The 25,098-nt window shown below is 65.3% G+C and carries 27 protein-coding genes; 25 read left to right on the top strand and 2 right to left on the bottom strand.

The annotated features are described in order from the left end of the window. The first annotated feature begins 1 nt into the window (after window position 1). The 22 genes from ccoO (at window position 2) to WDO72_05645 (ending at window position 20,795) form a co-directional block, all read left to right on the top strand. Entirely contained in the window at window positions 2-613 is a 612-nt protein-coding gene (ccoO, locus tag WDO72_05750; protein MEJ0085163.1) for a cytochrome-c oxidase, cbb3-type subunit II, read from the top strand. Window positions 614-629: 16 nt separating this feature from the next. After that, window positions 630-782 carry a cbb3-type cytochrome c oxidase subunit 3 gene (locus WDO72_05745; protein ID MEJ0085162.1) on the top strand — a complete coding sequence of 51 codons (153 nt, stop codon included), beginning with the start codon at window positions 630-632 and terminating at the stop codon, window positions 780-782. Next, window positions 779-1,711 carry a cytochrome-c oxidase, cbb3-type subunit III gene (gene ccoP / locus WDO72_05740; GenBank protein ID MEJ0085161.1) on the top strand — a complete coding sequence of 311 codons (933 nt, stop codon included), beginning with the start codon at window positions 779-781 and terminating at the stop codon, window positions 1,709-1,711. Before WDO72_05745 ends, ccoP begins: the two co-directional genes overlap by 4 nt. Further along, window positions 1,692-1,970, top strand: a complete 279-nt coding sequence (locus WDO72_05735) for a hypothetical protein (protein ID MEJ0085160.1) — start codon at window positions 1,692-1,694, stop codon at window positions 1,968-1,970. Before ccoP ends, WDO72_05735 begins: the two co-directional genes overlap by 20 nt. Further along, window positions 1,967-3,346: a cytochrome c oxidase accessory protein CcoG gene (gene ccoG / locus WDO72_05730; protein ID MEJ0085159.1), complete on the top strand. Its 1,380-nt coding sequence runs from the start codon at window positions 1,967-1,969 to the stop codon at window positions 3,344-3,346. Before WDO72_05735 ends, ccoG begins: the two co-directional genes overlap by 4 nt. A gap of 2 nt (window positions 3,347-3,348) precedes the next feature. After that, entirely contained in the window at window positions 3,349-3,855 is a 507-nt protein-coding gene (locus WDO72_05725) for a FixH family protein (GenBank protein MEJ0085158.1), read from the top strand. Continuing rightward, entirely contained in the window at window positions 3,852-6,065 is a 2,214-nt protein-coding gene (locus WDO72_05720) for a cation-translocating P-type ATPase (protein MEJ0085157.1), read from the top strand. Before WDO72_05725 ends, WDO72_05720 begins: the two co-directional genes overlap by 4 nt. Beyond that, the gene (gene ccoS, locus WDO72_05715) at window positions 6,062-6,286 is read left to right on the top strand and encodes a cbb3-type cytochrome oxidase assembly protein CcoS (protein MEJ0085156.1); all 225 of its coding nucleotides are present in this window, start codon (window positions 6,062-6,064) and stop codon (window positions 6,284-6,286) included. The genes WDO72_05720 and ccoS overlap by 4 nt, the downstream gene beginning before the upstream one ends. A gap of 230 nt (window positions 6,287-6,516) precedes the next feature. After that, complete coding sequence (locus WDO72_05710; protein ID MEJ0085155.1) at window positions 6,517-6,936, top strand: Ig-like domain-containing protein; 420 nt, start codon at window positions 6,517-6,519, stop codon at window positions 6,934-6,936. 47 nt (window positions 6,937-6,983) lie between these two features. Next, window positions 6,984-7,535, top strand: coding sequence for a hypothetical protein (locus tag WDO72_05705; protein ID MEJ0085154.1), 552 nt, complete (start codon window positions 6,984-6,986; stop codon window positions 7,533-7,535). Window positions 7,536-7,676: 141 nt separating this feature from the next. Further along, window positions 7,677-9,011: an aldehyde dehydrogenase family protein gene (locus WDO72_05700; protein MEJ0085153.1), complete on the top strand. Its 1,335-nt coding sequence runs from the start codon at window positions 7,677-7,679 to the stop codon at window positions 9,009-9,011. 124 nt (window positions 9,012-9,135) lie between these two features. Then, complete coding sequence (locus tag WDO72_05695; GenBank protein ID MEJ0085152.1) at window positions 9,136-9,612, top strand: hypothetical protein; 477 nt, start codon at window positions 9,136-9,138, stop codon at window positions 9,610-9,612. Between the two features lie 50 nt (window positions 9,613-9,662). Beyond that, a complete protein-coding gene (locus WDO72_05690) occupies window positions 9,663-10,454 on the top strand; it encodes a DUF3014 domain-containing protein (GenBank protein ID MEJ0085151.1) in 792 nt (263 codons plus the stop codon). 164 nt (window positions 10,455-10,618) lie between these two features. Next, window positions 10,619-11,305 (top strand): ABC transporter ATP-binding protein, encoded by a 687-nt coding sequence (locus WDO72_05685; GenBank protein ID MEJ0085150.1) that lies wholly within the window; start codon window positions 10,619-10,621, stop codon window positions 11,303-11,305. A 3-nt stretch (window positions 11,306-11,308) separates the two neighbouring features. Beyond that, window positions 11,309-12,547: an ABC transporter permease gene (locus WDO72_05680; GenBank protein MEJ0085149.1), complete on the top strand. Its 1,239-nt coding sequence runs from the start codon at window positions 11,309-11,311 to the stop codon at window positions 12,545-12,547. A gap of 3 nt (window positions 12,548-12,550) precedes the next feature. Further along, window positions 12,551-13,816: an ABC transporter permease gene (locus WDO72_05675; GenBank protein ID MEJ0085148.1), complete on the top strand. Its 1,266-nt coding sequence runs from the start codon at window positions 12,551-12,553 to the stop codon at window positions 13,814-13,816. 3 nt (window positions 13,817-13,819) lie between these two features. Continuing rightward, window positions 13,820-14,893 carry an efflux RND transporter periplasmic adaptor subunit gene (locus tag WDO72_05670; GenBank protein ID MEJ0085147.1) on the top strand — a complete coding sequence of 358 codons (1,074 nt, stop codon included), beginning with the start codon at window positions 13,820-13,822 and terminating at the stop codon, window positions 14,891-14,893. A 114-nt stretch (window positions 14,894-15,007) separates the two neighbouring features. After that, on the top strand, window positions 15,008-15,703 hold the full coding sequence (locus tag WDO72_05665) for a YIP1 family protein (protein ID MEJ0085146.1): 696 nt from the start codon (window positions 15,008-15,010) through the stop codon (window positions 15,701-15,703). Between the two features lie 9 nt (window positions 15,704-15,712). After that, window positions 15,713-16,921: an efflux RND transporter periplasmic adaptor subunit gene (locus WDO72_05660; GenBank protein MEJ0085145.1), complete on the top strand. Its 1,209-nt coding sequence runs from the start codon at window positions 15,713-15,715 to the stop codon at window positions 16,919-16,921. A gap of 2 nt (window positions 16,922-16,923) precedes the next feature. After that, on the top strand, window positions 16,924-17,616 hold the full coding sequence (locus WDO72_05655) for an ABC transporter ATP-binding protein (GenBank protein ID MEJ0085144.1): 693 nt from the start codon (window positions 16,924-16,926) through the stop codon (window positions 17,614-17,616). Then, on the top strand, window positions 17,613-18,890 hold the full coding sequence (locus WDO72_05650; GenBank protein ID MEJ0085143.1) for an ABC transporter permease: 1,278 nt from the start codon (window positions 17,613-17,615) through the stop codon (window positions 18,888-18,890). Before WDO72_05655 ends, WDO72_05650 begins: the two co-directional genes overlap by 4 nt. 75 nt (window positions 18,891-18,965) lie before the next feature. Beyond that, window positions 18,966-20,795, top strand: a complete 1,830-nt coding sequence (locus WDO72_05645; protein ID MEJ0085142.1) for a DUF885 family protein — start codon at window positions 18,966-18,968, stop codon at window positions 20,793-20,795. Window positions 20,796-20,799: 4 nt separating this feature from the next. On the opposite strand, the gene WDO72_05640 is transcribed toward WDO72_05645, so the two are convergent. Continuing rightward, entirely contained in the window at window positions 20,800-21,699 is a 900-nt protein-coding gene (locus tag WDO72_05640; GenBank protein ID MEJ0085141.1) for an AraC family transcriptional regulator, read from the bottom strand. A 100-nt stretch (window positions 21,700-21,799) separates the two neighbouring features. Between WDO72_05640 and WDO72_05635 the strand changes: the two genes are divergently transcribed. Further along, window positions 21,800-22,546 (top strand): SDR family oxidoreductase, encoded by a 747-nt coding sequence (locus WDO72_05635; GenBank protein MEJ0085140.1) that lies wholly within the window; start codon window positions 21,800-21,802, stop codon window positions 22,544-22,546. Window positions 22,547-22,586: 40 nt separating this feature from the next. On the opposite strand, the gene ald is transcribed toward WDO72_05635, so the two are convergent. Further along, entirely contained in the window at window positions 22,587-23,675 is a 1,089-nt protein-coding gene (gene ald / locus WDO72_05630) for an alanine dehydrogenase (GenBank protein MEJ0085139.1), read from the bottom strand. A 117-nt stretch (window positions 23,676-23,792) separates the two neighbouring features. On the opposite strand from ald, the gene WDO72_05625 reads away from it, so the two are divergent. After that, the gene (locus WDO72_05625; GenBank protein MEJ0085138.1) at window positions 23,793-24,266 is read left to right on the top strand and encodes an Lrp/AsnC family transcriptional regulator; all 474 of its coding nucleotides are present in this window, start codon (window positions 23,793-23,795) and stop codon (window positions 24,264-24,266) included. Window positions 24,267-24,308: 42 nt separating this feature from the next. Continuing rightward, on the top strand, window positions 24,309-25,076 hold the full coding sequence (locus WDO72_05620; GenBank protein ID MEJ0085137.1) for a TSUP family transporter: 768 nt from the start codon (window positions 24,309-24,311) through the stop codon (window positions 25,074-25,076). Window positions 25,077-25,098 lie beyond the last annotated feature (22 nt).

Below are 25,098 nucleotides of genomic sequence, written 5' to 3'. Positions count from 1 at the left end.
CGTGCAATTCAGCCACGAGACGGTCGAGAAGAAGGTCTCCTGGCTCGGCGTGTGGATCGCGCTCGTCATCAGCATCGGCGGCTTGGTGGAGATCGTGCCGCTGTTCCTGTCGAGTGAAACGTCCACGCCCGCGCCGGGCATCGAGCCTTATGCGGCGCTCGCACTCGAGGGGCGCGACATTTACATCCGCGAGGGCTGTTACAACTGCCATTCGCAGATGATCCGCCCGCTGCGCGCCGAGACCGAGCGATACGGACACTACTCGCTGGCCGGCGAGAGCGTCTACGACCATCCGTTCCAGTTCGGCTCGAAGCGCACCGGTCCGGACCTCGCGCGCGTCGGCGCGCGCTACAGCGATGAATGGCATCGCGCGCACCTGACGAATCCGCGCGACGTCGTGCCCGAATCGAACATGCCGGCGTATGCGTGGCTCGCCGAGGCCCGGGTGGATGCGGATGGCACAGCCGGAAAAATGCGCGCGCTGCGCAGGGTCGGCGTCCCGTACACGGATGTGCAGATCGCGGCGGCGGCCGATGCCGTGCGCGACAAGACCGAAATGGACGCGCTGATTGCCTATCTACAAGGCCTCGGCACCGCCGCGGCGAACTGGTGAGAACCCGGGAGTGACGATGGATATCGGAATGTTTCGCGGCCTCGTGACCGCGGTGCTGCTCGGGCTGTTCGTCTGGCTGGTCGTCTGGGCATTCGGCAAGTCGCGGCGCCAGGCCTTCGACGCTGCGGCGCGCCTGCCGCTCGAAGACGAGGAGCAGAGCGGATCATGACGCGCGCGCACAGCCTGTTCATCATCGCGCTGACGGTGGCGAACATCGCCGGCGCCCTGTGGCTTTTGTGGTGGACGCGCCGTTCGCATGGCGAGAGCGTGCCGGGCTCCCTCACCACCGGCCACACCTGGGATGGCGACCTGCAGGAACTGAACAATCCGCTGCCGCGGTGGTGGCTGTGGCTGTTCATCGTCACCGTCGCCTTCGGCGGTTGTTACCTCGCGTTGTATCCCGGGCTCGGCAGCTGGCAGGGCACGCTCGCCTGGACCTCGCATGGTGAACACGCAGCGGATGCGGCCGCGAATGCGCTGCGCATCGAGAAGACGCTGTCGCGGTTTGCGAAAGCCGACCTGCCGCAGCTCATGAACGACCCGGCCGCGCTCGGCATCGGCCGCAATCTGTTCCTCCACAACTGCGCCGCCTGTCATGGGTCGGATGGCGGCGGCACTCCTGGTTTCCCGAATCTCACCGATCATGACTGGTTGTGGGGCGGCGATCCCGACACGGTCGTCGCGACCATCTCCGCTGGACGCAATGGTGTCATGCCCGCGTGGGGCGACGCGCTCGGATCGAGTGGCGTCGAGAACGTGCTCGACTACGTGTTCAGCCTGCAGGGACGCAAGCTCGAAGCCGGCGATCTCGCCGCCGGCAAGACGATCTTCGCGCAGATGTGCGCCGCCTGCCACGGCGCGGATGGCAAGGGCAATGTCGCGATGGGCACGCCCAATCTGACCGACGGAATCTGGCTGCACGGCGGCGCGCTCGCCACCGTGCGCGATTCCATTGCGAAAGGACGCAGCGGCGCCATGCCGCCGCACGCCGCCAGGCTTGGCGAAACGCGCGTGAAACTGCTCGCGGCGTACGTGTTGTCATTGAGCGCGCCGCCCGCCCAGGCGGCACAGGTGAATAGTGAGTCCGCCGCGCGTTAACCGCGCCCGTGCGCGCCGTATCGCGTGGCGTGTCGGCGGAGTCGTTGCCTGGAGCTCCTTCCTGTCAGCGGCCGCCGGGACCATGGTGTGTTTTGCGTTCGTCGATCCGGGCGCGTTCGCCGAGGGAGCGCCACCTGTGTGGTGGAGCACGCGTATGCACGTCTACGCCATCGGCTTCTTCTTTTTCTGGTGCGTGGGCATGACGGCCGCCGGACTTGCCTGGTATCTCGCGCATGGCCGGCGCGTGGGCCGCCGATGAACGCGCAGCTCAAGGTGATCAGCGAGTCCTACTACGCGCACCAGAAGGTGTATCCGCGCGAAGTAAACGGGCGCTTCGCGCGCCTGCGCGTATTGTCGGTGTGGGTGCTGCTCGGGTTGTTCTATCTATTGCCGTGGATCTCCTGGGGCGAGCGGCAGGCGGTGTTGTTCGACCTCCCGGCGCGCAAGTTCTTCATCCTCGGCCTGGTGTTCTGGCCGCAGGATTTCATCTTTCTCACCTGGCTGCTGGTGATCGCGGCGTTGCTGCTGTTCTTCGTAACCGCCGTGTGGGGCCGGCTGTGGTGCGGCTATGCCTGTCCGCAGACGGTGTGGACGGAGACCTTCCTGTGGCTCGAGCAGTTCGCGGAGGGCGATCGCGGTGCGCGTCTCAAGCTCGATCGCGCGCCGTGGAGCATGCGCAAGCTCGCGCGCAAATCGCTCAAGCAGTTTCTCTGGATCGCATTCGCGCTGTGGACCGGCTTTACATTCGTCGGCTTCTTCACGCCGATTCGCACGCTGGGCGCGGAAGTGCTGGCGTTCGACGTCGGCCGGTGGGAAACCTTCTGGGTGCTGTTCTACGGCTTCGCGACCTACGGCAATGCCGGGTACCTGCGCGAGCAGGTCTGCAAGTACATGTGTCCGTACGCGCGTTTCCAGGGCGCGATGTTCGACCGCGACACGCTGGTCATCACCTACGACACGGAGCGCGGCGAGCCGCGCGGTGCCCGCAAGCGTGGCACCGACGCGCGTGCGCAAGGCAAGGGCGATTGCATCGACTGCACGCTGTGCGTGCAGGTGTGCCCGACCGGCATCGACATCCGCAAGGGCCTGCAGATCGAGTGCATCGCCTGCGCCGCCTGCATCGACGTCTGCGATGACGTCATGGACAAGATGGGCTCGCCGCGCGGCCTCATCCGTTACACGACCCAGCACGCGCTCGATCACGCGCCGACGCGGCTGCTGCGTCCGCGCACTCTTATATATGGCGTGTTGCTCGCAGTCCTCGCCGCCGGCTTCGGCACCGCCCTGGCGCTGCGCAACCCGGTCGCACTCGACGTGATCCGCGACCGCAAGTCGCTGTATCAGCTGCGCGACGACGGCAACGTCGACAACGTGTACACCATCCGCATCCTCAACAAGACCGAGCGCGCCCAGCGCTTCGCATTGACCGCGCGCGGCGGGTCGCCGCTCACATTGCTTCCGGCCGGGCGCGAATATTCGGTACCGAGTGGTGAGGTGTATTCGATCGCGGTGCGCGTGCGACGCGCCACTTACGAGCCGCTCGGCGCGGAAACGATCGACTTCGAATTGACTTCGCTCGACGATGCGAAGATTCACACGACCACGCGTGCGCGTTTCCTCGCGCCGACGAGATGAACATGAAAACCGCGCAGGCCGATCGACGTCTGACCAACCCTGTCTACTGGCTCATGTGGCTGCTGCCCGGTTCGGCGGTGGTCGCGGGTTTCGCGACGCTGTTCATCGCGCTGCGCAGCGGCGACCGCCCGCTGCCGGAAAGTTATCACTGGGAGGGCGCGCGGCTCGACCAGGATTTCGCGCGGGCACGCCACGCGGCGGCGCTCGGCATCGAGATCGATCTCGATACGCGCGATGGACGATGCCGCGCGACCGTGCGCAATGTGCCGCTCGAGCCGGCGGCGCTCAACCTGCTGTTGACCAACGGCGCCGACGCGGGCCTGGATCGCCACCTGCGCCTCATGCGCGTGGCACCTGACGAATATCACGCGGCCTGTCCGCCAATAGCTACCGGCAACTGGCGCGTGGCGCTCGACGACGATTCCGGCGCGTGGAGCGTGCGCGCCGTCGCCACCGGCAACCTCGAGTCGCTGGCGCTGCGCGCGCGCGATCCGGACGGCAAATCGTGAGCGCGGACGCGCTGCACGCGCGCTGGTCGCGCGATGCGGGCGCCCACGAACACGTGGTGTTCATCGCCGAGGGAATCCACTGCGCCGGCTGCGTTAGCAGTATCGAAAAGGCCGTGAATGCGCTGCCGGGCATCGATGCGGTGCGCGTCAACGCGGCGACCGCGCGCGTCTCGGTGGATTGGCAGGCGCGTCTGGGCACGAGCCTTGCGCAGATCCTGGCGGCGGTGGAGGGCGCCGGTTTCAGACCGACGCCGCTCGCCGGCTCCGCCGCCAGCGCCGACTACCGCAACGAACATCGCGCGGCGCTCAAGCGCTTCGGTCTCGCCTCGCTCGGCATGATGCAGGCGATGATGTACCTGACCGCGTTGTATGGCGCGACCGACATCGACGCGTCGATGGCGCAGCTCATGCGCGTCGCCGGCATGGTGATCGTGACGCCGGTGTTGTTCTACAGCGGTGCGCCGTTCCTTTCCGGCGCGTGGCGCGACCTGCGCAATCGCCGGCTCGGCATGGACGTGCCGGTGGCCTTCGCGCTGTTGCTCGCCTGGCTGCCGAGTGTGTTCAACACCCTGCGCGCCAGTGGCGAGGTGTATTTCGATTCGGTGGGCATGTTCGTGTTCTTCCTGTCGGCGGGCCGGTTCGTCGAGATGAGCATCCGCCATCGCAGCCTGTCGTCGGCGGAAGCGCTGGCGCGCAGCCTGCCCGCCGAGGTCACGCGCATCGACGCGGACGGCAGCCGGCGCAAGGTCAAGGCCGACGAACTGGTACCGGGCGATCGTTTCAGCGTACCGAAGGGCGCGGTCGTCGCGGTCGATTCGAATCTCGCCGCGGACGCCTCCGCGCAAGGCGCCTTGCTCGATGAGTCTCTGATCACGGGAGAAGCGGCCGCGGCGCGCCGCCGTGCGGGCGAGCTTATCCGCGGCGGCAGCGTGAACCTCGGCGCGGCGCTGGTGCTGGTCGCGACGGCGGGCGTGGCGCAATCGACGCTGGCGTCGATCGTCGCGCTGCTCGAGCGCGCGCAGGCCGAACGCCCGGCCATCGCGCGCCTGGCGGATCGCGCCGCGTCGTGGTTCGTGGCGTCGATTCTCGTGCTGGCGGTGCTGACGGCGCTCGCCTGGTTCTGGCTCGACCCGCGCATGGTGTTCCCGGCGGTACTCGCGGTGCTGGTCGTCACGTGCCCTTGCGCGCTGTCGCTCGCGACGCCGGCCGCGCTGGCGGCGGCGACGCTGCGGTTGTCACGTCTCGGTTTGCTGGTCACGCGCGTGGATGCGCTCGAGCGGCTGGCGCACGTCGATACCGTGGTGCTCGACAAGACCGGCACGCTGACCAGTGGCGCCGCGGCGATCAACGAGGTCAAACTACTGGGCGGGCAGGGGCGCGAAGACGTGCTGGCCATCGCCGCGGCGCTCGAGCGCGACAGCGCGCATCCGCTCGCGGCGGCATTTGCGCCGCATGCGGTGGCTGCGGTGCGCGCCGGGGGAGTGCAGGAGTTCGCCGGTGAAGGCATCGAAGGGAGTGTCGCCGGCCGATGCTGGCGGCTCGGCCGGCGCGACTTCGTCGAGGCGATCGGCCGCGCGGGCAATCTACTGCCACTCGTGCGCCGGCGCGAAGCCGACAGTGCCGTGTACCTCGGCGCAGATGCCGGGATCGCGGCGGCATTCGAAGTCGGCGCGCCGTTGCGGCCCGAGGCGCGCGACGCGGTTCAGGCGCTGCGAATGCAGGGGCTCGACGTGATGATCGCCAGCGGTGACAGCGACGCAACCGTGCAGCAGGCGGCGCGTCTGCTTGGCATCAAACGGGCGCGCGCCCGGCTCTCGCCGCTCGACAAGACCGCGCTGCTGCAGGAGCTGCGCGCCGGCGGGCACCGCGTGTTCATGATCGGCGACGGCATCAACGATGGGCCGGTGCTCGCCGCTGCGGATGTCTCCTGCGCGATGGGGCAGGGCTCGGCGATCGCGCAGGCCGCGGCGGACCTGTTGCTGCTGCACGAATCGCTGGCCTCGCTGCCGCTGGCGGTTGCCACCGCGCGCCGCACGTTACGCGTGATCCGTCAGAACCTGGCCTGGGCGCTGGGCTACAACCTCGCGACCGTGCCGCTCGCTGCCTGCGGCCTGATCCCTCCGTGGCTGGCGGCGCTCGGCATGTCGCTGTCCTCGCTCGGCGTGGTGCTCAACGCGCGGCGGCTCGCGGGCGCGGAGCGGGCGGCGTGAGCATTTCCTATCTACTGGTCCTGCTCGGGCTCGCCGTGTTCGGCGGCGCCATCTGGGCGCTGTTCTGGGCGGTGGACTCCGGACAATACGAAGACCTCGAGCGCCAGGGCGCGGCGATACTGGACGATGAAGTCCCGAAGGGCGGGCCCGGCGATCAACGGCAGTCGAACGCCGACCCCCACCGAGCTGGGCCGGGAGATCACATCGAGGTACAGCCATGACCTGCGGCACTGACACGCCCACCCGGGATTTCCCAGAAAAATCACGCAGCTGCAGAACCTGTTGAACTGAAAACTCCGCTATCCGGCGCCGTCAACGCCGTTTCGCATGACAGGTATAAGGCCCGGCGATCCATGGCGGGCGATCTAACTAACAAATATCTTGAAGGCGGCTATTGGCGGCGCCGGTTGCTCTGCTATGCTGACGACGTTGTTAGTCGTACGTTACGGTCATGCTCAATAATAACTATAAGAAAGCGGCCGTTCTCGCGCTTGCCGTCGTGCTGTCCGGTTGCGGTCGTGGCGGGAACAGCGACAACCCACCCCCTGCGCCGCCCGCGGCGACGCTGACGTCCATTGCGGTCACGCCCGCCAACCCGGGCTCGACCTTGTTGGCCGCCACGGTGCAGTTCACCGCCACGGGCAGCTACAGCGATGGAACCACGCGCAATCTCACGACTACCGCCACCTGGGCGAGTTCGTCGAATGCGGTCGCCACCATCAATTCAGCGGGTGCCGTCACGACGGTGACCGGGGGCACGACCACCGTTTCCGCCACCTCCGGCACGGTGACCGGTTCCACCGCTCTCACCGTGACGCCGGCGCTGTTGAGCTGGGACGCGGCCAGCTGGAATACCGTCATCTGGCAGTGAGCTGCCGCGACTAGCTATCCATCCAAAACAAAAACAAGAGAAATCGCATGCGCCATCTTGGACTGATCTGCCTTCTCACTCTCGGAACGCTCGGCAATCCGGCCATCGCACAGGTTACGGTGCCGCACACGTTCACTTCGGGTACACCCGCCAAGGCGAGCGAGGTCAACGCCAACTTTCAGGCGCTCGTGACGGCAATCAATTCGGTGTCGGACCGCGTGGCAAAGCTCGAAGGCACCATCACCGCGGCCGATATCGTCGGTACCTATCAGTTCGAGAACCTGCAGGTCGGCATCGACGTTCCGTCGGGCGATCCGGAGGTCATCGGGTATCACGGTCCCATCATTTTCAATGCCAACGGGACGTTCACGTGCACGTTCACCGGCGCGCTGCATTCGGGAACGGGACTGGAACCCGACGACGGGACTATCGACGGGACCTGGACGTACGCCGATGGCAAGGTGACCTTCACGATCACCGGCGAGACCATCGCCAATACTCTCTACGCCGTGAACGGCGGCGAACTGCTGGCGGGTGTCATTCAAGGCGGCCAAGCGAATTACGGTCACGGCAACGTGGTCCTGATGATCCGCAGGTAGATCTTCAGACGCTTGCGGCGTCGTCCGCCCCTCACTTCGTTGGGGGACAACACTTCGTGCGTCCACGGGCGAGGGCCCGCCGCAGACTTGCTGTAATACACGACACCGACGGGAAATCGCCGTCATTCGTGGAGAGACAACGTGTCCACTGCGGCCTTTCAGCGCATTTTCGATCTTCAGCAGGCGCATCAATGGGAGGCCAAGGCCTCGACCGCCGCGCAACGCAAGGAAAAACTCGCGCGGCTGAAAGCAGCCGTGGAGGCTCACGCCGAGCAGATCGTGGCGGCGGTGATGCAGGACACGCGCAAGCCGGAAGGCGAAGTCCGGGTGACGGAGATCCTCGGCGTCGTCGGCAACATCCAGCGGAACATCGATAACCTCGACGAGTGGATGAAACCCGTCGAAGTCGTTCCCTCGCAGAACAAGAACGACAAGGCGCGGATCGTTTCCGAGGCGCGCGGTGTGTGCCTCATTCTCGGCCCCTGGAACTTTCCGCTCGGGCTGACGTTCGGGCCTCTGGCGGCCGCCGTCGCAGCCGGCAACTGCTGCATGGTCAAGTTGACGGATCTGTGCCCGGCGACCGCGGCCGTCGCCGCGAAGATCGTCAAGCAGGCCTTCGAGGAAAAGGAAGTCGCCTTGTTCGAAGGCGGGGTCGACGTGGCCACCGCGTTGCTCGAGCTGCCGTTCAGCCATATCTTCTTCACGGGCAGCACACGCGTCGGCAAGCTGGTGATGACCGCGGCGGCGAAGAACCTATCTACCGTCACGCTGGAGCTCGGCGGGAAATCGCCGGTCATCGTCGATGACGGCGCGGACGTGAAGAAGGTCGCGGCGGACCTCGCGGCAGCCAAGCAGTTCAACGGCGGGCAAGCCTGCATCAGCCCTGACTACGTATTCGTCAAGGAGCAGCAGCAGGGCGTGTTGATCGAGGAATTCCGGGCGAAGGTGAAGCAGAATCTCTACCGCGACGACGGCAGTCTCAAGAAGGAGAACATCGCCCAGATCGTCAACGACCAGAACTTTGCGCGAATCAGAAAGCTCTTCGACGATGCCATCGCCAAGGGCGCCAAGGTCGCGGTGGGTGGCACGCTGGAACCGGCGGACCGGACTATCCACCCGACGATGCTCACCGATGTCACTGCCGACATGTCGATCATGCAGGAGGAGATCTTTGCCCCGATCGTGCCGGTGGTTACCTACAAGAATATCGATGAAGTCATCGGCCACATCTCGCGGCGCGGGAAACCGCTGGCGCTGTATCTCTACAGCAATGATCAAAACACCATCGACAAGGTGCTCGAACGGACTTCATCGGGCGGCGTGACGATCAACGGATTTTTCTCCCACTACCTGGAGAACCGGCTGCCGTTCGGTGGGGTCAATCAAAGCGGCATGGGCAGCTATCACGGTGTATTCGGTTTCAAGGCGTTCTCGCATGAACGCGCGATCTACATTCAGGAAAAAGCAGCGCAGTAAACAGCGCTGCCGGGCCCGCAAATTGCCAGTGGGCGTCCATTCGTGCCGGCTGCACCCGATCGCCGCATCTCGCTGGCGTCTTGCGCCTACACTGCCAGCCCCGCCAAGGACGCACGCTCTCTACATGACAGATCCGCTCCGCACCGATATGAACGCTTTCCTGTTTACCCCGATCGCCGAGGATGCAAACGGGATGCATCTGACCATGCTGTCGGCGCTCGCGAGGTCGGGTGTCGATCCCTGGATGGAGGCCGCCGGGCTGGCGGCATTGTCGCGGGAAAACGCCACGCAGAAGCTCGTGCAGATGCTTGCCAAGATACCGAATGGGCCCTCGCCAGGTGATGACACCGCGAACCTGGCAGCGCACCTGGTGGCGCACCTGCATGCGGCAGTCAAGCCGCGGAGCGTGCCCATCGCGTCGCCGGTTGGCGGTACGCCGGGCGGGGAGGCGCCGCGTTTGTCGTTCGCGATGCTGCCCGGCCGGGTCAAGCTGGCTATCTACTCGCTGGTCGTGCTGCTCTTCGTGGCGATGTGTTTCCGCGCCCTGGCCAGTCGTGACACTGCTGCCCCCACCGACATCGGCCAGCAGCAGTCGCAGTAACACCTCCCTCGCCGCCGGAACGACTGCCTGCGATCGCTGTCAGACAACCCATGAACGAAAACTTCAAATACGCAGCCGCGGGCGTAGCCGTGGTCGGCCTGACCATCGGCGGCATCCTCTACTTCTCGCAAAGCCGCAAGCCGGCGCCGTCCGCAGATCCCGTCGTGGCGGTGCCGCCGCAGCCCGTGACGCCCGCGGAGCCGGCGATCAAGCACCCGGTTCCCGCATCCGATGGAAACGATGCGCTGCCGGCGCTCGACGACAGCAGCGTGCCGATGCAGAACGCGTTGGCCGATCTTTTCGGGGTGGAGTCGGTCGAGAGATTCATCGTCACGGACGAGCTGATCCGGCACATCGTGGTGTCCGTCGACAACCTGTCGGAAGAGAAAGTGGCGGAACGGCTGCGGCCGATAAAATCGCCGCCGGGTGGTTTCATGGTCAGCGGGGCGGAGGACGCGCTGGTGCTCGACCCCGCTAACTACGAGCGTTACCGGCCGATGGTGCAGCTGTTGCGCTCGACCGATACGCAGCGGCTGGTCGCGACCTATGTGCGCTACTACCCGCTGTTCCAGGAGTCGTACGAAAACCTCGGCCATCCGCCGCAGTATTTCAACGACCGCGTGATCGAAGTGATCGATCTGCTGCTCGCGACACCCGATGTGCCGGGCCCGATCGCACTCGCGCAGCCGAACGTTCAATACGAGTTTGCCGACCCGAAGCTCGAGTCGCTCTCCGCGGGTCAGAAGGCCTTGATCCGCATGGGCAGCGAAAACGCCGCGGCGGTCAAGCAGAAGCTGCGCGAAGTGCGCGGCGCGCTGAGCTCCCGGAAGCCGGCCGGCTGACCACCGCTCTTCCTATGACAAATGTCATAGAATAAGCCACGAGTGTAGTAGAAACTGCCGCCGTAACGGGCCGTGGGCAGATTGCTGCGTGTGCAACCGGAAGAGCACCTGGCTCGTCAAACAAAAGGGTTGCCCGCCGGCGGCATCGTGAGACATTCCCGACCATGATCAAGCTGCAGGGCATTCACAAGTACTACCGCACCGGGGAGCAATCCCTGCACGTGCTCAAGGGCATCGATCTGCACATCCGCGAGGGCGAGATGGTGTCCATCATGGGTTCGTCGGGATCGGGCAAGTCCACGCTGTTGAATATCCTGGGCGTGCTGGACAGCTACGACTCCGGCACCTACGAACTTGCCGGCCAGCTGGTGCGAAATCTCGGCGAGACCGAGGCGGCGCGCCTGCGCAATCGCACGCTCGGGTTCGTGTTCCAGTCCTTCAACCTGCTGCCGTTCAAGAACGCCGCGGAAAATGTTGCACTGCCACTCTACTACCAGGGAGTCGGCCGCAAGGAGCGCAACCACCGCGCCGAGCAGTTTCTGGACATGGTCGGGCTCTCGGACCGCAAGACCTTCATGCCGAATCAACTGTCCGGTGGGCAGAAACAGCGCGTCGCGATCGCGCGCGCACTGGTCGGCAATCCCAAGGTCATCCTCACCGACGAGCCGACGGGCGCGCTCGACAGCAAGACCACGCAGGAGATCATGTCGCTGCTCAAGGACATCCACCAGCGTGGCAACACGATGATCATCGTCACACACGAGCAGGACGTCGCGAACCAGACGCAGCGCCAGATCGTCCTCAAGGACGGCCTCGTGACTTCTTCGCGCACGTTGCACGACGCGGCCTGAGCCATGCTCGACGGCCTGCAGGAAATCCTCTTCACGCTGCGCCAGAACAAGCTGCGCACCGCGCTCACGGCGTTCGGCGTGTTCTGGGGCATCTTCATGCTCATCCTGTTGTTGGGCGCCGGCCGCGGCATGCAGAACGGCGTGATGCAGGATTTCGGCAACGAACCGCTCGACATCATCGTGCTGTATTCCGGCGACACGAGCGTGGCGTACCAAGGCATGGGCCTGGGCCGCAAGATCAAGCTCGAAGAAGCAGACGTACAGGCCATCGCCCGGCAGATCGGCGGCGTGCGCATCATCTCGGGCGACCGTGCGCAGTACGGCGTCACCGTGACCTACGGCAAGAAGAACAGCAACGCCAACATGCACGGCATCCCGGATTCGTTCTTCGTGTTGAAGAACGAGATTCCTTTCACCTTCGGCCGGCGCACGAACCCGCTGGATGTCGGCGAGACGCGCAAGGTGGTGGCGCTCGGGGTGAACGTCGTCGAGCGGCTGTTCGACAAGGGTGTCGACCCGGTGGGCAAGGACGTGCGCGTCAAAGACGTCGTGATGAAAGTCGTCGGCGTCTTTCACGACAAGGTGAACCGCGGCCAGGGATCCGACGCGATCTATCTACCGCAGACGACGTACGAAACGGTTTTTGGCGGCGGCGGCCGGCTCGACAACATCTGGATGCGGCCCGAACCCGGCGTCGACGGCTTCGAGCTCGAGAAGAAGGTGGTCGCGCTGGTGAAGCGCCGCCACAACGTGTCGCCCGACGACAATCGCGGCATCGGCTCGTTCAACATGGCCGAGCCCGCCAAGCGGATCACCGGCCTGTTCACCGGCATCAACGTATTCATCTGGTTCGTGGGCCTGGGCACGCTGATGGCCGGCATCGTCGGCATCAGCAACATCATGATCATCACGGTGAAGGAGCGCACGCGCGAGATCGGCATCAGAAAGGCGCTCGGCGCGACGCCGTTCACCATCGTGAGCACCTTGCTGCTGGAGTCGACGCTGGTGACCGCCGTTGCCGGCTACGTCGGCCTCGTATGCGGCGTTGGGCTGCTCGAGCTGATCGCGTTCGGGCTGCGCAAGGCGGGCGCGCAGATGCCGTATTTCATGAATCCGGAAGTGAACTTCCAGGTGGCGATGACCGCCATCGCGCTGCTGGTCGGTGTCGGAGTGCTCGCGGGGCTCATGCCGGCGCTGCGCGCGGCGAAGATCACCCCGATCGAAGCGATGCGCGCGGAGTAGGCCATGTTCATCGACACGGAAAAGTGGCAGGAGATCTTCAACACGCTGAGCCAGCACAAGCTGCGCACCGCGCTCACCGCCTTCGGCGTGTTCTGGGGCATCTTCATGCTCACGGTGTTGTTAGGCTCCGGCAAGGGTTTCGAGAACGGCGTGAACGAAGGTTTTCCGCGTGTTTCGAACTTCATCTACATCTGGGGCCAGGGCAAGACGCAGCTTCCCTACATGGGCATGCCGATCGGCCGCGACATCGGCTTCACGCCCGAGGACGTGGCCGCCGTCGCGAAGAACGTCGCGAGCGTCGGTGTCATCAAGGGGCAGAACTCGGTCGGCGTGTGGGAGGGCAGTCCGCCGTTCTCCGTGCACAAATCGAAGAACGGCGCCTTCAGCGTGCAGGGCGGATTCCAGGACATCGAAAAGATCGCCGCCTTCAAGATCCTCGAAGGCCGCTCGATCAACGCGCTCGATGAGCGGGAGCGGCGCAAGGTCGCGCTGATCGGCAAACGTGTGCGCGACCAGTTGTTCGCCAAGGGCGAGAGCGCGGTGGGCGCCGACATCACGATCAACGGCATCAGCTTCCACGTCGTCGGCGTGACGGAATCCCTGCAGCAGGGCAACCAGCAGCAGGAAGACGAGAAGATCTATCTACCGAACGATACACTGCGCTACGCGTTCAACCAGACCGGCTACGTCGGCAGTTTCATGATCATCCCGAAGCCCGGCATCCACGCGAAGATCACCGAAGACGAGGTGAAGAAGTACCTCTCGCAGCTCAAGAAGGTGAGCCCGGACGACAAGGGAGTGTTCGGCAGCTTCAATCTGCAGGATGAATTCGACAAGGTGCAGGGCCTGTTTGCCGGCATCAAGGTCTTCAGCTGGGTGGTGGCCGTCGGCACGATCTTCGCGGGCGCCGTGGGCGTCGGCAACATCATGCTCATCGTGGTCAAGGAGCGCACCCGCGAGATCGGGCTGCGCAAGGCGCTCGGCGCCACGCCGACGTCCATCGTCGGGATGATCATGCAGGAATCGCTGTTCATCACCGCGGTCGCCGGGTACAGCGGCCTGGTCGTGGGTGCGTTGCTGCTCGAGACCATCTCGAAGATGCTGGATGCCAGCGGTGGCAAGGTGAATTTCTTCTCCCACCCGCAAATGGATTTCAAGACCGCGATGGTCGCTTTGCTGGTGCTGATCGTCTCGGGTGTACTCGCTTCCATCATGCCCGCGTCCAAGGCGGCCGCGGTCAATCCGATCACTGCGTTGCAGGACGAATAAAGAATGAAACGAATCCTGAAATTCCTGGTTCTCGGCGTCATCGCGGTAGTGTTCGTCGGCACCATCGTTTTCCTGTACCGCAAGTCGCAGGGCGCGGCGGTGGTCTACACGCTCGACAGCCCGGTGAAGATGACCATCATCAAGAAAACCGTCGCGACCGGCAAAGTGATCCCGCGTCGCGAGATCGAAGTGAAGTCGCAGGTGTCCGGCGTGGTCGACAGGCTGTACGTGACCGCCGGGCAGACCGTGAAAAAAGGCGCCGTCATCGCGCGCATCTCGCTGCGGCCGAACATGCTCAACGTGAGTTCGGCGGAGGCGCAGGTGGCGGCTGCACGGATCAGTCTGCGCAACCAGGCGGCGGACCTCGAGCGCTACAAGAAGCTGCTCGAGACGAAGGTGATCTCCGAGTCGCAGTTCAACACCTACGTCACCAATTACGATCTGCAGAAGCAGGCCGTGGCCTCGGCCGAGGACACACTGCTGCTGCTCAAGACCGGCGCCACGAAGGATTCCGCCAACGTATCGAACCTGATTCCCGCGACCATCGACGGCACCGTGCTCGACGTGCCTAACAAGGAAGGTTCTTTCATCCTCGAATCCAGCACGTTCCAATCCGGCACGTCGGTCGCCACGCTGGCCGACATGAGCGACATGATCTTCGAAGGGCTGGTCGACGAATCCGAGGTGGGCAAGCTCAGGCAGGGGATGGAGCTGATCCTCAATGTCGGTGCGCTCGAGGGGAAACCGTTCAAGGCGACGCTCGAATACATCGCGCCCAAGGGCGTGACCGACCAGGGAACGATCAAGTTCACCATCCGCGCCGCGGTCACGCTCGACAAGGATCTGTTCCTGCGGTCGAACTACAGCGCCAACGCGGACATCGTGCTCGACAAACGCGAAGCGGCGCTGGCGATCAACGAAGGCAACCTGCTCATCGAGGACAAGAAATCCTTCGTCGAGGTCGAGACCACGCCGCAGAAGTTCGAAAAACGCGAGATCAAGACCGGCCTGTCGGATGGCATCAATATCGAAGTGGTGTCGGGCCTGAAGCCGGAAGAGAAAATCAAGCACCGGTAGCGCTTCCGCGGCCTCTCCCGGGCGGTAGTTTGTGGGCAGTTGCATAACCGGTTTGGCCGACATACCTTTCCGGCGGGACCTGCCCTGCAAGACAACGATTCAAAGAGGGATCCGATGAACAACCTCGAGCTGGCCGGCGCCCTGGCGACGGCACCTTCCACGGCATTCACCGAACTGCGCGAACGTCCACGCTACTGGTTTCCACTGCTGGCCGTCGTGTTGTCCACGGCCGCCGTCGTGTACTGGTACTACAGCATCGTCGACGTCGATTGGCTCAAGGACGCGTTGTACGGCAACAACCCGGACGTGCAGAAGTTGCCCGAAGCCGATCGCGCCCACGCCATGGGCATGATCAGCCGCGGCACGTTGCTGTGGGGTTCCGTGATCGGCACGTTCGTCGCGATTCCCATCGTGTACCTGCTGTCATCGCTGTACTACTGGCTGGCGGCAAAGGTCACGAAGGTGCCCGTGGGTTTCAAGCACTGGTTCGTGCTCACGAGCTGGAGCGCATTGCCCGCGGTGATCAGTGCCCTGGTCACGGCGATTCTTCTGGCGACCAGCAACAGCACACAGATAGGGCCCGGAGTGCTGTCGCCGCTATCGTTGAACGAACTCGTCGTCCACCGCCCGGTCGGAAGCCCGGGCCAGACGCTGCTCGATACGCTGACGATCCAGGCGCTGCTCAGCTGGGTGCTGGCGATCATCGGCGTGCGTACCTGGAGCGGCCGCTCGCTGGGCTTCAGCGCGGTCTTCGTGTTGCTGCCCGGGGTCGTCATTTACGGCATCTGGGCCGCGATTGCTTTCAAGTAAGCTGCCGGCATGACGCGTAAACAATGGATCGCGGTCGGCGCCGTCGTCGCGCTGATCGCGATCCCGGTAGTGCTCAAGCTCACGCGCGACGACACCAGCAAGGTGGTCGATCTCGAGCGCGTCGCGCCGCGCGCTCTCACACCCACCGTGCTCGCCTCCGGCACACTCACCTACGAAAGCCAGGTGACGCTGGCGCCGGAAGTCACCGGCCGCGTCAAGGAAATCCTCGTGAAAGAGGGCGACCAGGTTACGAAGGACCAGTTGCTCATGCGGCTCGATCCCGCCGCGCCACGCGCGCAGATCGAGCAGGCGCAGGCACTGGTGCGGCAGGCGCGCCTGAGCATCGAGCGGCGGCAGGTGGATTTCGACGCGCAGGTCGTGAAGCTCAAGCGCTTCGAGGCGCTGCAGGAAAAGGGCCTGTACGACGCAAACAGCCTGCAGGAGCTCACCTCGCTGCGAAACCTGGCGGAAGTCGATCTGCGCACCAGCCGCGAAGCGCTCTCGCAGGCGCAAGCGCAGTTGAGCCAGGCCGCAGAGCAGCTCGCCAAGACCGAAATCCGCTCGCCGCTCAACGGCAAGGTGACGGCTATCTACGTGAAGGTGGGTCAGACCGCCGTGCCGAGCTTCTCGGGAATCGCCGGCTCGACGCTGGTCGACGTCGCCGACACGACCAGCATCGATGCCGAGATCAACGTCGACGAAACCGACATCGCGCGTGTGCGCGTGGGCGCCGACGCACGCGTCGTGCCGGCTGCGTTTCCCGACAAGGTGCTGCTCGGCAAGGTCGATCAGGTCGCCATCGCGCCGCGTTTCGTGGTCGGGCAGAACAAGAACTATCCGGTCCGCATCCGCCTGACCAATACCGCGGACGTGGTCTTCCACCCCGGCATGAGTTGCCGTGCCGAGGTGCTGACCGCATCGGACGACGCTCCGAAGGTGTTGGCGGTGCCCGTGCAGTCGCTGCGTTATGAAGACAATCCGGACCAATCCGCGCAGGCCGAGAAATCGGTGGCCAGCGTCTTCGTGTACGGCGACGGCAGCGTGAAGAAACGCACCGTCACCACCGGCACCGCCGACGACAGCTACATCGCCATCGTCTCCGGGCTGAAACAAGGCGAGCAAGTGGTGGTGGGCCCGGCGAAGACGCTGCTGTTCCTGCTCGACGGCGAGAAAGTGAAGATCAATACCGCCAAGACCGAACCGGCCGCGAAGAAATAACCGTGATCGAGCTGCAAGGCATCGGCAAGACGTACCAGATGGGTACGACCGAGCTCGTCGCGCTGGCCGACATCAACCTCAGCATCGCGCGCAACGAATACCTGGCGTTGATAGGTCCCTCGGGCTCGGGCAAGTCGACCATGATGAACGTGCTCGGTTGTCTCGACCTGCCGAGCACCGGCACGTACACGCTCGACGGCGAAGCGGTGGCGGGCCTCAGCGAAGACCAGCTCGCGCGCGTGCGCAATCGCAAGATCGGCTTCATCTTTCAGAGCTACTACCTGATGCCGCGCACGACGATCGCGGACAACGTCGCGCAGCCGCTCATCTACCGCGGCATCGCGCCCGCCGTGCGGCGCGAACGCGCGAATGCGGCGCTGGCGCGCGTGGGACTCGAGGCGCGCACGCTGCACAAGCCGAATGAGCTGTCGGGCGGCCAGCGGCAACGCGTGGCGATCGCGCGCGCGCTGGTAGGAAATCCGGACGTCCTGCTGGCCGATGAGCCCACTGGCAACCTCGACAGCAAGACCGCGCGCGAGATCATGAGCATCTTTGGCGACCTGCATGGCGCCGGCATGACCATCATCATCGTGACGCACGATGCCGCGGTCGCCGACCACTGCCGGCGCGTGGTGCGGCTGCACGACGGCCGCATCGTCGAGGACCGCGAGCAGCCGGGCACGGTGGCGGCATGAGCGGCGTCGGCGACGCGCCCATCGACGAAGGCAACCGCTTGCAGGCGCTGCTCTATGCGCTGCAGGAATGCCTGCGCTCCGCGCTCGCCAGCATCCGCTCGCATCGCATGCGCAGTTTCCTCACCATGCTCGGCGTTATCATCGGCGTGGCCTCGGTGATCTGCATCGTGTCGCTGCTGCAGGGGCTCACGCGTTCGGTGATGAACGAATTCCAGGGTTTCGGCGGCGACGCGTTGCAGATCCGCTCCGACACGTCGCGCGAGGACTGGCTGATCGGCAAGTGGAACATGCTGCGTCCGGCCGATCTCGAGCTCGTGAAGTATCGCGTCGCGGGCATCAGCAACGTGACGCCGCTGTCCGGCCTCAATCTACCGGGCGGTGTACGCAATGGCAGCCACACCACCGGCGCGCAGGTGCTGGCGACCACGAGCTGGTTCCAGCTCGCGAACCAGTCCTATCCGCGCTTGGGCCGCTTCATCACCGACAGCGACAACGACACGCGCCGGCGCGTCGTCGTGCTCGGCGACAAGGCGCGCACCGATCTCAAACTACCCGACGATCCGCTCGGCACGTTCATCCAGGTGGGTGGCGAGTGGTTCAAGATCATCGGCGTCATGGAGGCGCGCGGCGAATTGTTCGGCCAGAGCCTCGACAACTATGTGGTGATTCCGTTCGAAACCGGCCGCGCGCTGGCGGGCCCGGACCGCGAACCGGACATGCAGATCATGTTGACGGTCGACAACCTGGACGCGGTCAACGACGTCACCAGCCGCATCACCGCGCTGCTGCGCCGTGCGCACCGGATCGGCCCCAAGGACAGCGACGACTTCAAGGTGGAGACGTCGCAGTCGATCACCAAGACCATCGAACGCGTGTCGAGCACCATCACGGTGGTGATCTCGGCGGTGGTGGGGATTTCGCTGCTGGTCGGCGGCGTGGGCATCATGAACATCATGCTGGTGTCGGTCACGGAACGTACCCGCGAGATCGGCATCGCCAAGGCGCTCGGCGCGCCACGCAGTTTCATCCTCATGCAGTTCCTGATCGAGGCCATGGTGCTGGCGGTGATCGGCGGCATCATCGGCATCGGGATCGGCTGGTTGTTAGGTGTGCTGGCCGCGAAGATGATCCCGCATTTTCCGCCGCCGGCCGTGCCGTGGTGGGCCATCGTCGGCGCCACGGGTTTTTCCGCGCTGGTCGGGATGTTGTTCGGCATCCTGCCGGCGCGCCGCGCCGCGAACCTGGCGCCGATCGACGCCCTGCGGCACGAGTAGACCTCGGCGCTCCCCGGGCGGCGGCGCGGGAAGTTATGATCCGCGCAACCAACCCTTTCCTGCAGAGGCTGCTCCATGAGCACGAATCGTCGCGATTTTGTCATCGGCACCGGCGCCGCGCTGGCCGCCACCGGTCTCTCGTCCGTCGCCGCGGCACCAGCCAAGGATGCCGCCGCCGAGGAACTGCTGGCGGCATTCACCGAAGAACTGCTGGTCGACTACCCGGAAAGCGCGACGATGCTCGGCATCGACAGCGGCGCGCGCGCTGCGCTGAAATCGAAGCTGTCCGATCGATCGGCGGCCGGGCAGGAGAGCATCGCGCGCCGAGTTGCGGCGCGGCTCGAACGCATGAAGTCGATCGACGATGCCGCGCTGAGCCCCGCAGTGCGGATCGACGTCGATGTGATGCGCACCGCACACGAATTCGCGCTCGAAGGCTTCGCGTTTCCGTACGGCGACGTCGCGCTGCTCAATTCGCAATGGTCGTGGCGCAATGCGCCGTACGTCGTCGCGCAGAACACCGGCGCGTTCCTCGAGATTCCGGGGATGCTCGACGAGCAGCACACGGTGACGACGGCGGCGGATGCCGACGCGTATCTCGCGCGCCTCGAAGCCTATGCTGGCCAGCTCGATGGAGAGACCGGCCGGCTGAAAAGCGCAGCCGCGCAGAACGTGGTCGCGCCGGATTTCCTGCTCGACAAGACGCTGAAGCAGATCAGGCTGGCGCGCGGCGGCAAGGTCGCCGACTGGTCGCTGGTCACTTCGCTGGCGAAGCGCACGCAGCAGATGCCGGGGAATTTCGCAGCCCGCGCCGCACAACTCGCCGCTGACAAAGTGGCGCCCGCGCTCGACCGGCAGATCGCCGAACTGGAAACGCATCGCCAGCGCGCCACCGCCGATGCCGGCGTGTGGAAGCTGCCGCGCGGCGCCGACTACTACGCCTGGGTTTTGCGTGCCGGCACCACTACGCACATGACGCCGGATGAAATCCATGATCGCGGCCAGGAAGAGCTGCGCGCACTGCAGTCCGAGATGGACGCCATCCTCAGGAAACAGGGCCTGTCGCAGGGTACCGTTGGCGAACGCATGACCGCGCTGGGCAAGCAGGCGCGCTTCGGCTTCGAGGAAAGCGACGCGGGCCGCGCCAAACTCATGGCCTTCCTCAACGGGCGTGTCGTGGACATGCGCAAGCGCCTGCCGCGTGCGTTCGCCACGCTGGTCCCGGGCAATTTCGAGATCAAGCGCATGGCCCCGGAAATCGAGCCCGGCGCGCCGGCCGCGTACGGCGGGCCCGGCACCATCGACGGCAAGGTGCCCGGCAAGTTCTGGATCAACATGTTTACGATGAGCGGATTCACCACGTACAACACGCCGACGCTCACCTATCACGAATCGATTCCGGGCCACGTGTGGCAGGGCGAGTACACCTTCAAACTACCGCTGGCGCGTTCGTTGCTCGCGTTCAACGCGTATTCCGAAGGCTGGGCGTTGTACGCCGAACAGCTGGCGAACGAGCTCGGTGTTTACGACGAGGATCCGTTCGGCCGTCTCGGCTATCTGCAATCCATCTCCTTTCGTGCCTGCCGGCTCGTGGTCGATACGGGGTTACACGCCCGCCGCTGGACGCGCCAGCAGGCCATCGACTGGTTCGCCAGCACCAATGGCTCGAGCGTCGAGGAAGTATCCGGCGAAGTGGACAGGTACTGCGCGTGGCCAAGCCAGGCCTGTGGATACAAGGTCGGTCACAGCGAGATCAACCGGCTGCGCACCCGGGCGCAGCAGGCGCTCGGCGCCCGTTACGATCTGCGTCTGTTCAACGATGCGGTGGTCAAGGGCGGAGGAGTGCCGATGATCACGCTGGCGCGCACCATCGACGCGTTCATCGCCAGTCACCCGGGCAATTGACGGCTCACGCTGCGGCGCGCGCGAATCGTCCGGGCGCCTGGCCCACGTGGCGGCTGAAGGCGGTGCTGAAGGTGCTGGCAGACGCATAACCGACGCGTTCCGCGACTTCGTCGAGCCCGAGGTCGTCGCGGCGCAGGAAATCCTTGGCGAGCGCCATGCGCCAGGCGAGCAGGTACTCCATCGGTGTCAATCCGACCGCGCGCGTGAACCGCTCGAAGAATGCCGAGCGCGACAACGCCGCCTTCGTCGCGAGTTGCTCGACGGTCCAGGAGCGCGCGGGATTCGCATGCAGTTGCCGGATCGCCTGCGCCAGGCGCGCGTCCGCAAGGCCGCGCAGCAGCCCCGGTGGCGCATCGTCGTGCGGTGCCGCGCGCAGCGCCTCCACGATGAGTATCTCCACGAGGCGCGTGAGTACGAGCTCGCGGCCCGCCCGGCGCTCGGCGGCCTCGTCGGCGACCAGCCGCACCCAGGTAGAAAGCCGCTCGATGCCGCGCAGGTGCACCAGCGCCGGCAGCAGCGACACCAGCAATGCCGCGTCGGGCGAATCGAACACGAAGTAGCCGCCTAACAACCGCACGTCCGGGCGGCCGCCGCGCCGGCCGTGGCGGACCTCGCCCGTCTGCGTGGCGGCCACGTCCGCCGCGACGTCGACCGCTTTCACGGGCTCGAAGCCAGACATCGTGAAAGCCGGAGTGCGGGGCAGCAGCACGAAATCGCCGGCCAGCAAGGTGATCGCGGCGTGGCCCTCCACCGCCAGCAGGCAACTGCCCTCGAGCACGACGCAGAAACTCGGGTGACCGAAGGCGGAATAACGCACGCCCCAGCGGCCGGCACCGCTGATGCGTTTGGAGGACACCTCTCCGGGACGAAGCAGGTTGATGACCTGGGCAAGCGGATCGGTCATGGCAGGACTCTCGCCAATGAAAACAGGACGTTTGATTGTAGAGGGTCCGGCGGGCGATCGCTATCGTTGCGCCCATCGACACACACACATGGAACGACCAATGAAAACCGTACTGATCACCGGCTGCTCTTCCGGTTATGGCCTCGACACTGCCCGCTACTTCCTCACGCAGGGCTGGAACGTGATCGCGACGATGCGTACGCCGCGCGAAGACCTGTTGCCGCGCTCCGACCGGCTGCGCGTGCTGCCGCTCGATGTCACGAACGCGAACAGCATCGCGGCAGCAATCGAAGCGAGCGGACCGATCGACGTGCTCGTCAACAATGCCGGCATCGGGCTGCTCGGCGCCTTCGAAGCGACGCCGATGGCCACGGTGCGCGAAGTGTTCGAGACGAACACCTTCGGCATGATGGCGATGGCCCAGGCGGTGTTGCCGCAGTTCCGCGCGCGCCGGTCCGGTTCGATCGTGAATGTGACTTCGAGCGTGACCTTGGCGCCGATGCCGCTGGTCGCCGCGTACACCGCGAGCAAGACGGCGATCGAAGGGTTCACCGCGTCGCTGGCCTTCGAGCTGCAGCCTTTCAACGTGCGCGTGAAGCTGGTCGAACCCGGCTACGGTCCGGGTACGCGTTTCACGATCAATGGCGGCGCGCGCATGGAAGGATTGATTCCGGCAGCGTATGCGCCGTACGCGCAGAGCGTGTTCGCGGCGTTTTCGCAGGTGACCAGCGTGACGACCGCGGCCGATGTCGCACTCGAAGTGTGGCGCGCGGCGAATGACGGCTCCGAAAACCTGCGCTTCCCGGCGGGGCCGGATGCGGTGGCGCTGGCGCGCCAGCGCGGCTAGCCAGACGGCGTCGGCCCCGGACAACCGGGGCCGACGATACTCATGCCGCCTTGAGCGCCGCTTCCACGGCTTCCTGCACGATGCGCCCGTCGCGTACGTTGATGCCGGCCGCGAGACCGGCATTCTCCTGCGTCGCGCGCTGCCAGCCCTTGTCCGCGAGCAAACGCACGTACGGCAACGTGGCGTTGTTCAGCGCGAACGCCGAGGTGCGTGGCACCGCCCCCGGCATGTTGGTCACGCAGTAGTGGATGACGCCGTTGACGCTGTACGTGGGATCGGCGTGCGTCGTCGGCCGGCTGGTTTCGAAGCAGCCACCCTGGTCGATGGCGATGTCCACGAGCACCGAGCCCGGGCGCATCTTCTGCACCACGGCCTTGCTCACGAGTTTGGGCGCCGCGGCGCCGGGCAGCAGCACCGCGCCGATGACGAGATCCGCATCGATCACTTCGCGTTCGATGGCCTCGCTGGTCGAGAACACGGTTTTCACCGCGCCGAGGAACTGCTCGTCGAGCTCGCGCAGGCGCTTGATCGAGCGGTCGATGACCGTCACGTCGGCGCGCAGGCCGTGCGCCATCTCCACCGCATGCGTGCCGGAGACGCCGCCGCCGATCACCACCACCTTCGCGGGCGCCACGCCCGGTACGCCACCTAACAACATGCCGCGTCCGCCGGAAGCCTTCTGCAGGCACTGCGCGCCCACCTGCACCGACATGCGGCCCGCCACTTCGCTCATGGGGGTCAGCAGCGGCAACGAGCCGTCGGGCGCGGTGACGGTTTCATACGCGATGCAGACCGCGCCGGAACGCATCAGCGCTTCGGCCTGCGGCTTGTCGGCCGCGAGGTGCAGATAGGTGAACAACACCTGGCCCGCGCGCAGCTTGGCGCACTCGGCGAGCTGCGGCTCCTTTACCTTGACGATGAGATCCGTGTTCGCGAACACCTCGTCGGCGGTTTTCGCGATCTTGGCGCCCGCGCTGACATAGTCGGCATCCGAGCAGCCGATGCCTGCGCCGGCCTCGGTTTCGACCAGCACTTCATGGCCGGCGTCGGTGAGCTCGCGTACGGAGGAAGGAACCAGACCGACGCGGTACTCGTGAATCTTGATCTCGCGAGGCACTCCGATACGCATGGGCTCTCTCCGGCAAGTTGGGGTTGCGCACATTTTCAGCCTTTGCCTTCGCAGACCATTGCATAATCGGCGCCTGGAACGGGTTGTGGCGCCGGAATCTTGCGCCCGGAGCATCTTATGTTGCAGATACCTGCGTTGGATCGCGTGGACCGGAAGATCCTGGCCGCCCTGCAGCGTAATGGCCGTATTCCGAACTCCGAGCTGGCCGCGGCGGTGGGGTTATCGGAGTCCGCCTGCCTGCGGCGCGTCCGCGGGCTTGAAACCAGCGGCGTCATCGAGCGCTACACCGCGGTGATCAGTGCGCGGCTCGTCGGGTTCACCTCGTCCTTCCTGATTCGCATCACCTTGAAAGCGCAGACCGACCGCGAGCTCAACGCCTTCGAGAACGCGGTCAATGCCGTGCCGGAAGTCGCCGAGTGTCACCTGCTGACGGGCGAGGCGGATTATGTGTTGCGCGTCGTGGCGCGCGATTCGGCCGACTTCGAACGGCTGCACAGCAAGGTGCTGACCAAGCTGCCGCACGTGGCGCGCGTGGATTCGAGCCTGGTCCTGCGAACCGTCACGCGCGCCGGCGGACTGCCAATCGTTTGAGTCGGCGGGCGCCTGTCATGAGGCGGTGGCAAAGTCGAAAACATGGACACCATCCTCATCTCGATCGCGGCACTGCTCGCCGCGCTGCTGACGTTTTTCACCGGCTTCGGACTGGGGACGCTGCTGCTGCCGGTCTGCGCGCTGTTCATGCCGGTCGAACATGCGGTGGCATTGACCGCCCTGGTGCACCTCGTCAATGGCGTGTTCAAGTTTGCGCTGGTTGCGCCGCACACGTCCTGGCGCATCGTTGCGGCCTTCGGACTGCCCGCGGTGGCGGCGTCCCTGGTGGGGGCGTGGTTGCTGCTGCGTTTTGCGGGAGCGGCACCGCTGGCGCAGTACGAAATCGCGGGTCACGCTTTTCAGATCACGCCGGCCAAACTGGTGGTGGGATTTCTGCTGGCTGCGTTTGCGGTGATCGAGATCCTGCCCGCGCTCCGAAATCTCACCTTTGCGCGGCGCCACTTCTTCATCGGCGGGTTGCTGAGCGGTTTCTTCGGCGGATTGGCGGGAATGCAGGGCGCGCTGCGTTCGGCGTTCCTGGTTCGGGCGGGCCTCACGAAAGAGCAGTTCGTCGGCACGGGAGCGGCCATTGCCTGCCTGATCGATATCACGCGCCTCGGGGTCTATCTTCCGGCGATTCGTTCGGCGCCCCTCGAGCGCGAGTTGCTGGCGGCCGCGGCACTGGCCGCGATCGCCGGAGCATTGCTCGGGTCGAAACTGCTCGGCAAGGTCACGCTGGCCACGGTGCAGGTGATGGTCGCAGTGTTGCTCCTGGTCGTGGCCGCCGGCCTGGTGAGCGGACTGCTGTAGCATCGTCAGCGTGTGCTGACGT

This window comes from Pseudomonadota bacterium (genome assembly GCA_037200975.1).
Taxonomy (GTDB): Bacteria; Pseudomonadota; Gammaproteobacteria; order Steroidobacterales; family Steroidobacteraceae; genus CADEED01.
The sequence above is the reverse complement of the archived record's forward strand: the minus strand, read 5'-3'. Positions and strand labels throughout refer to the sequence as shown.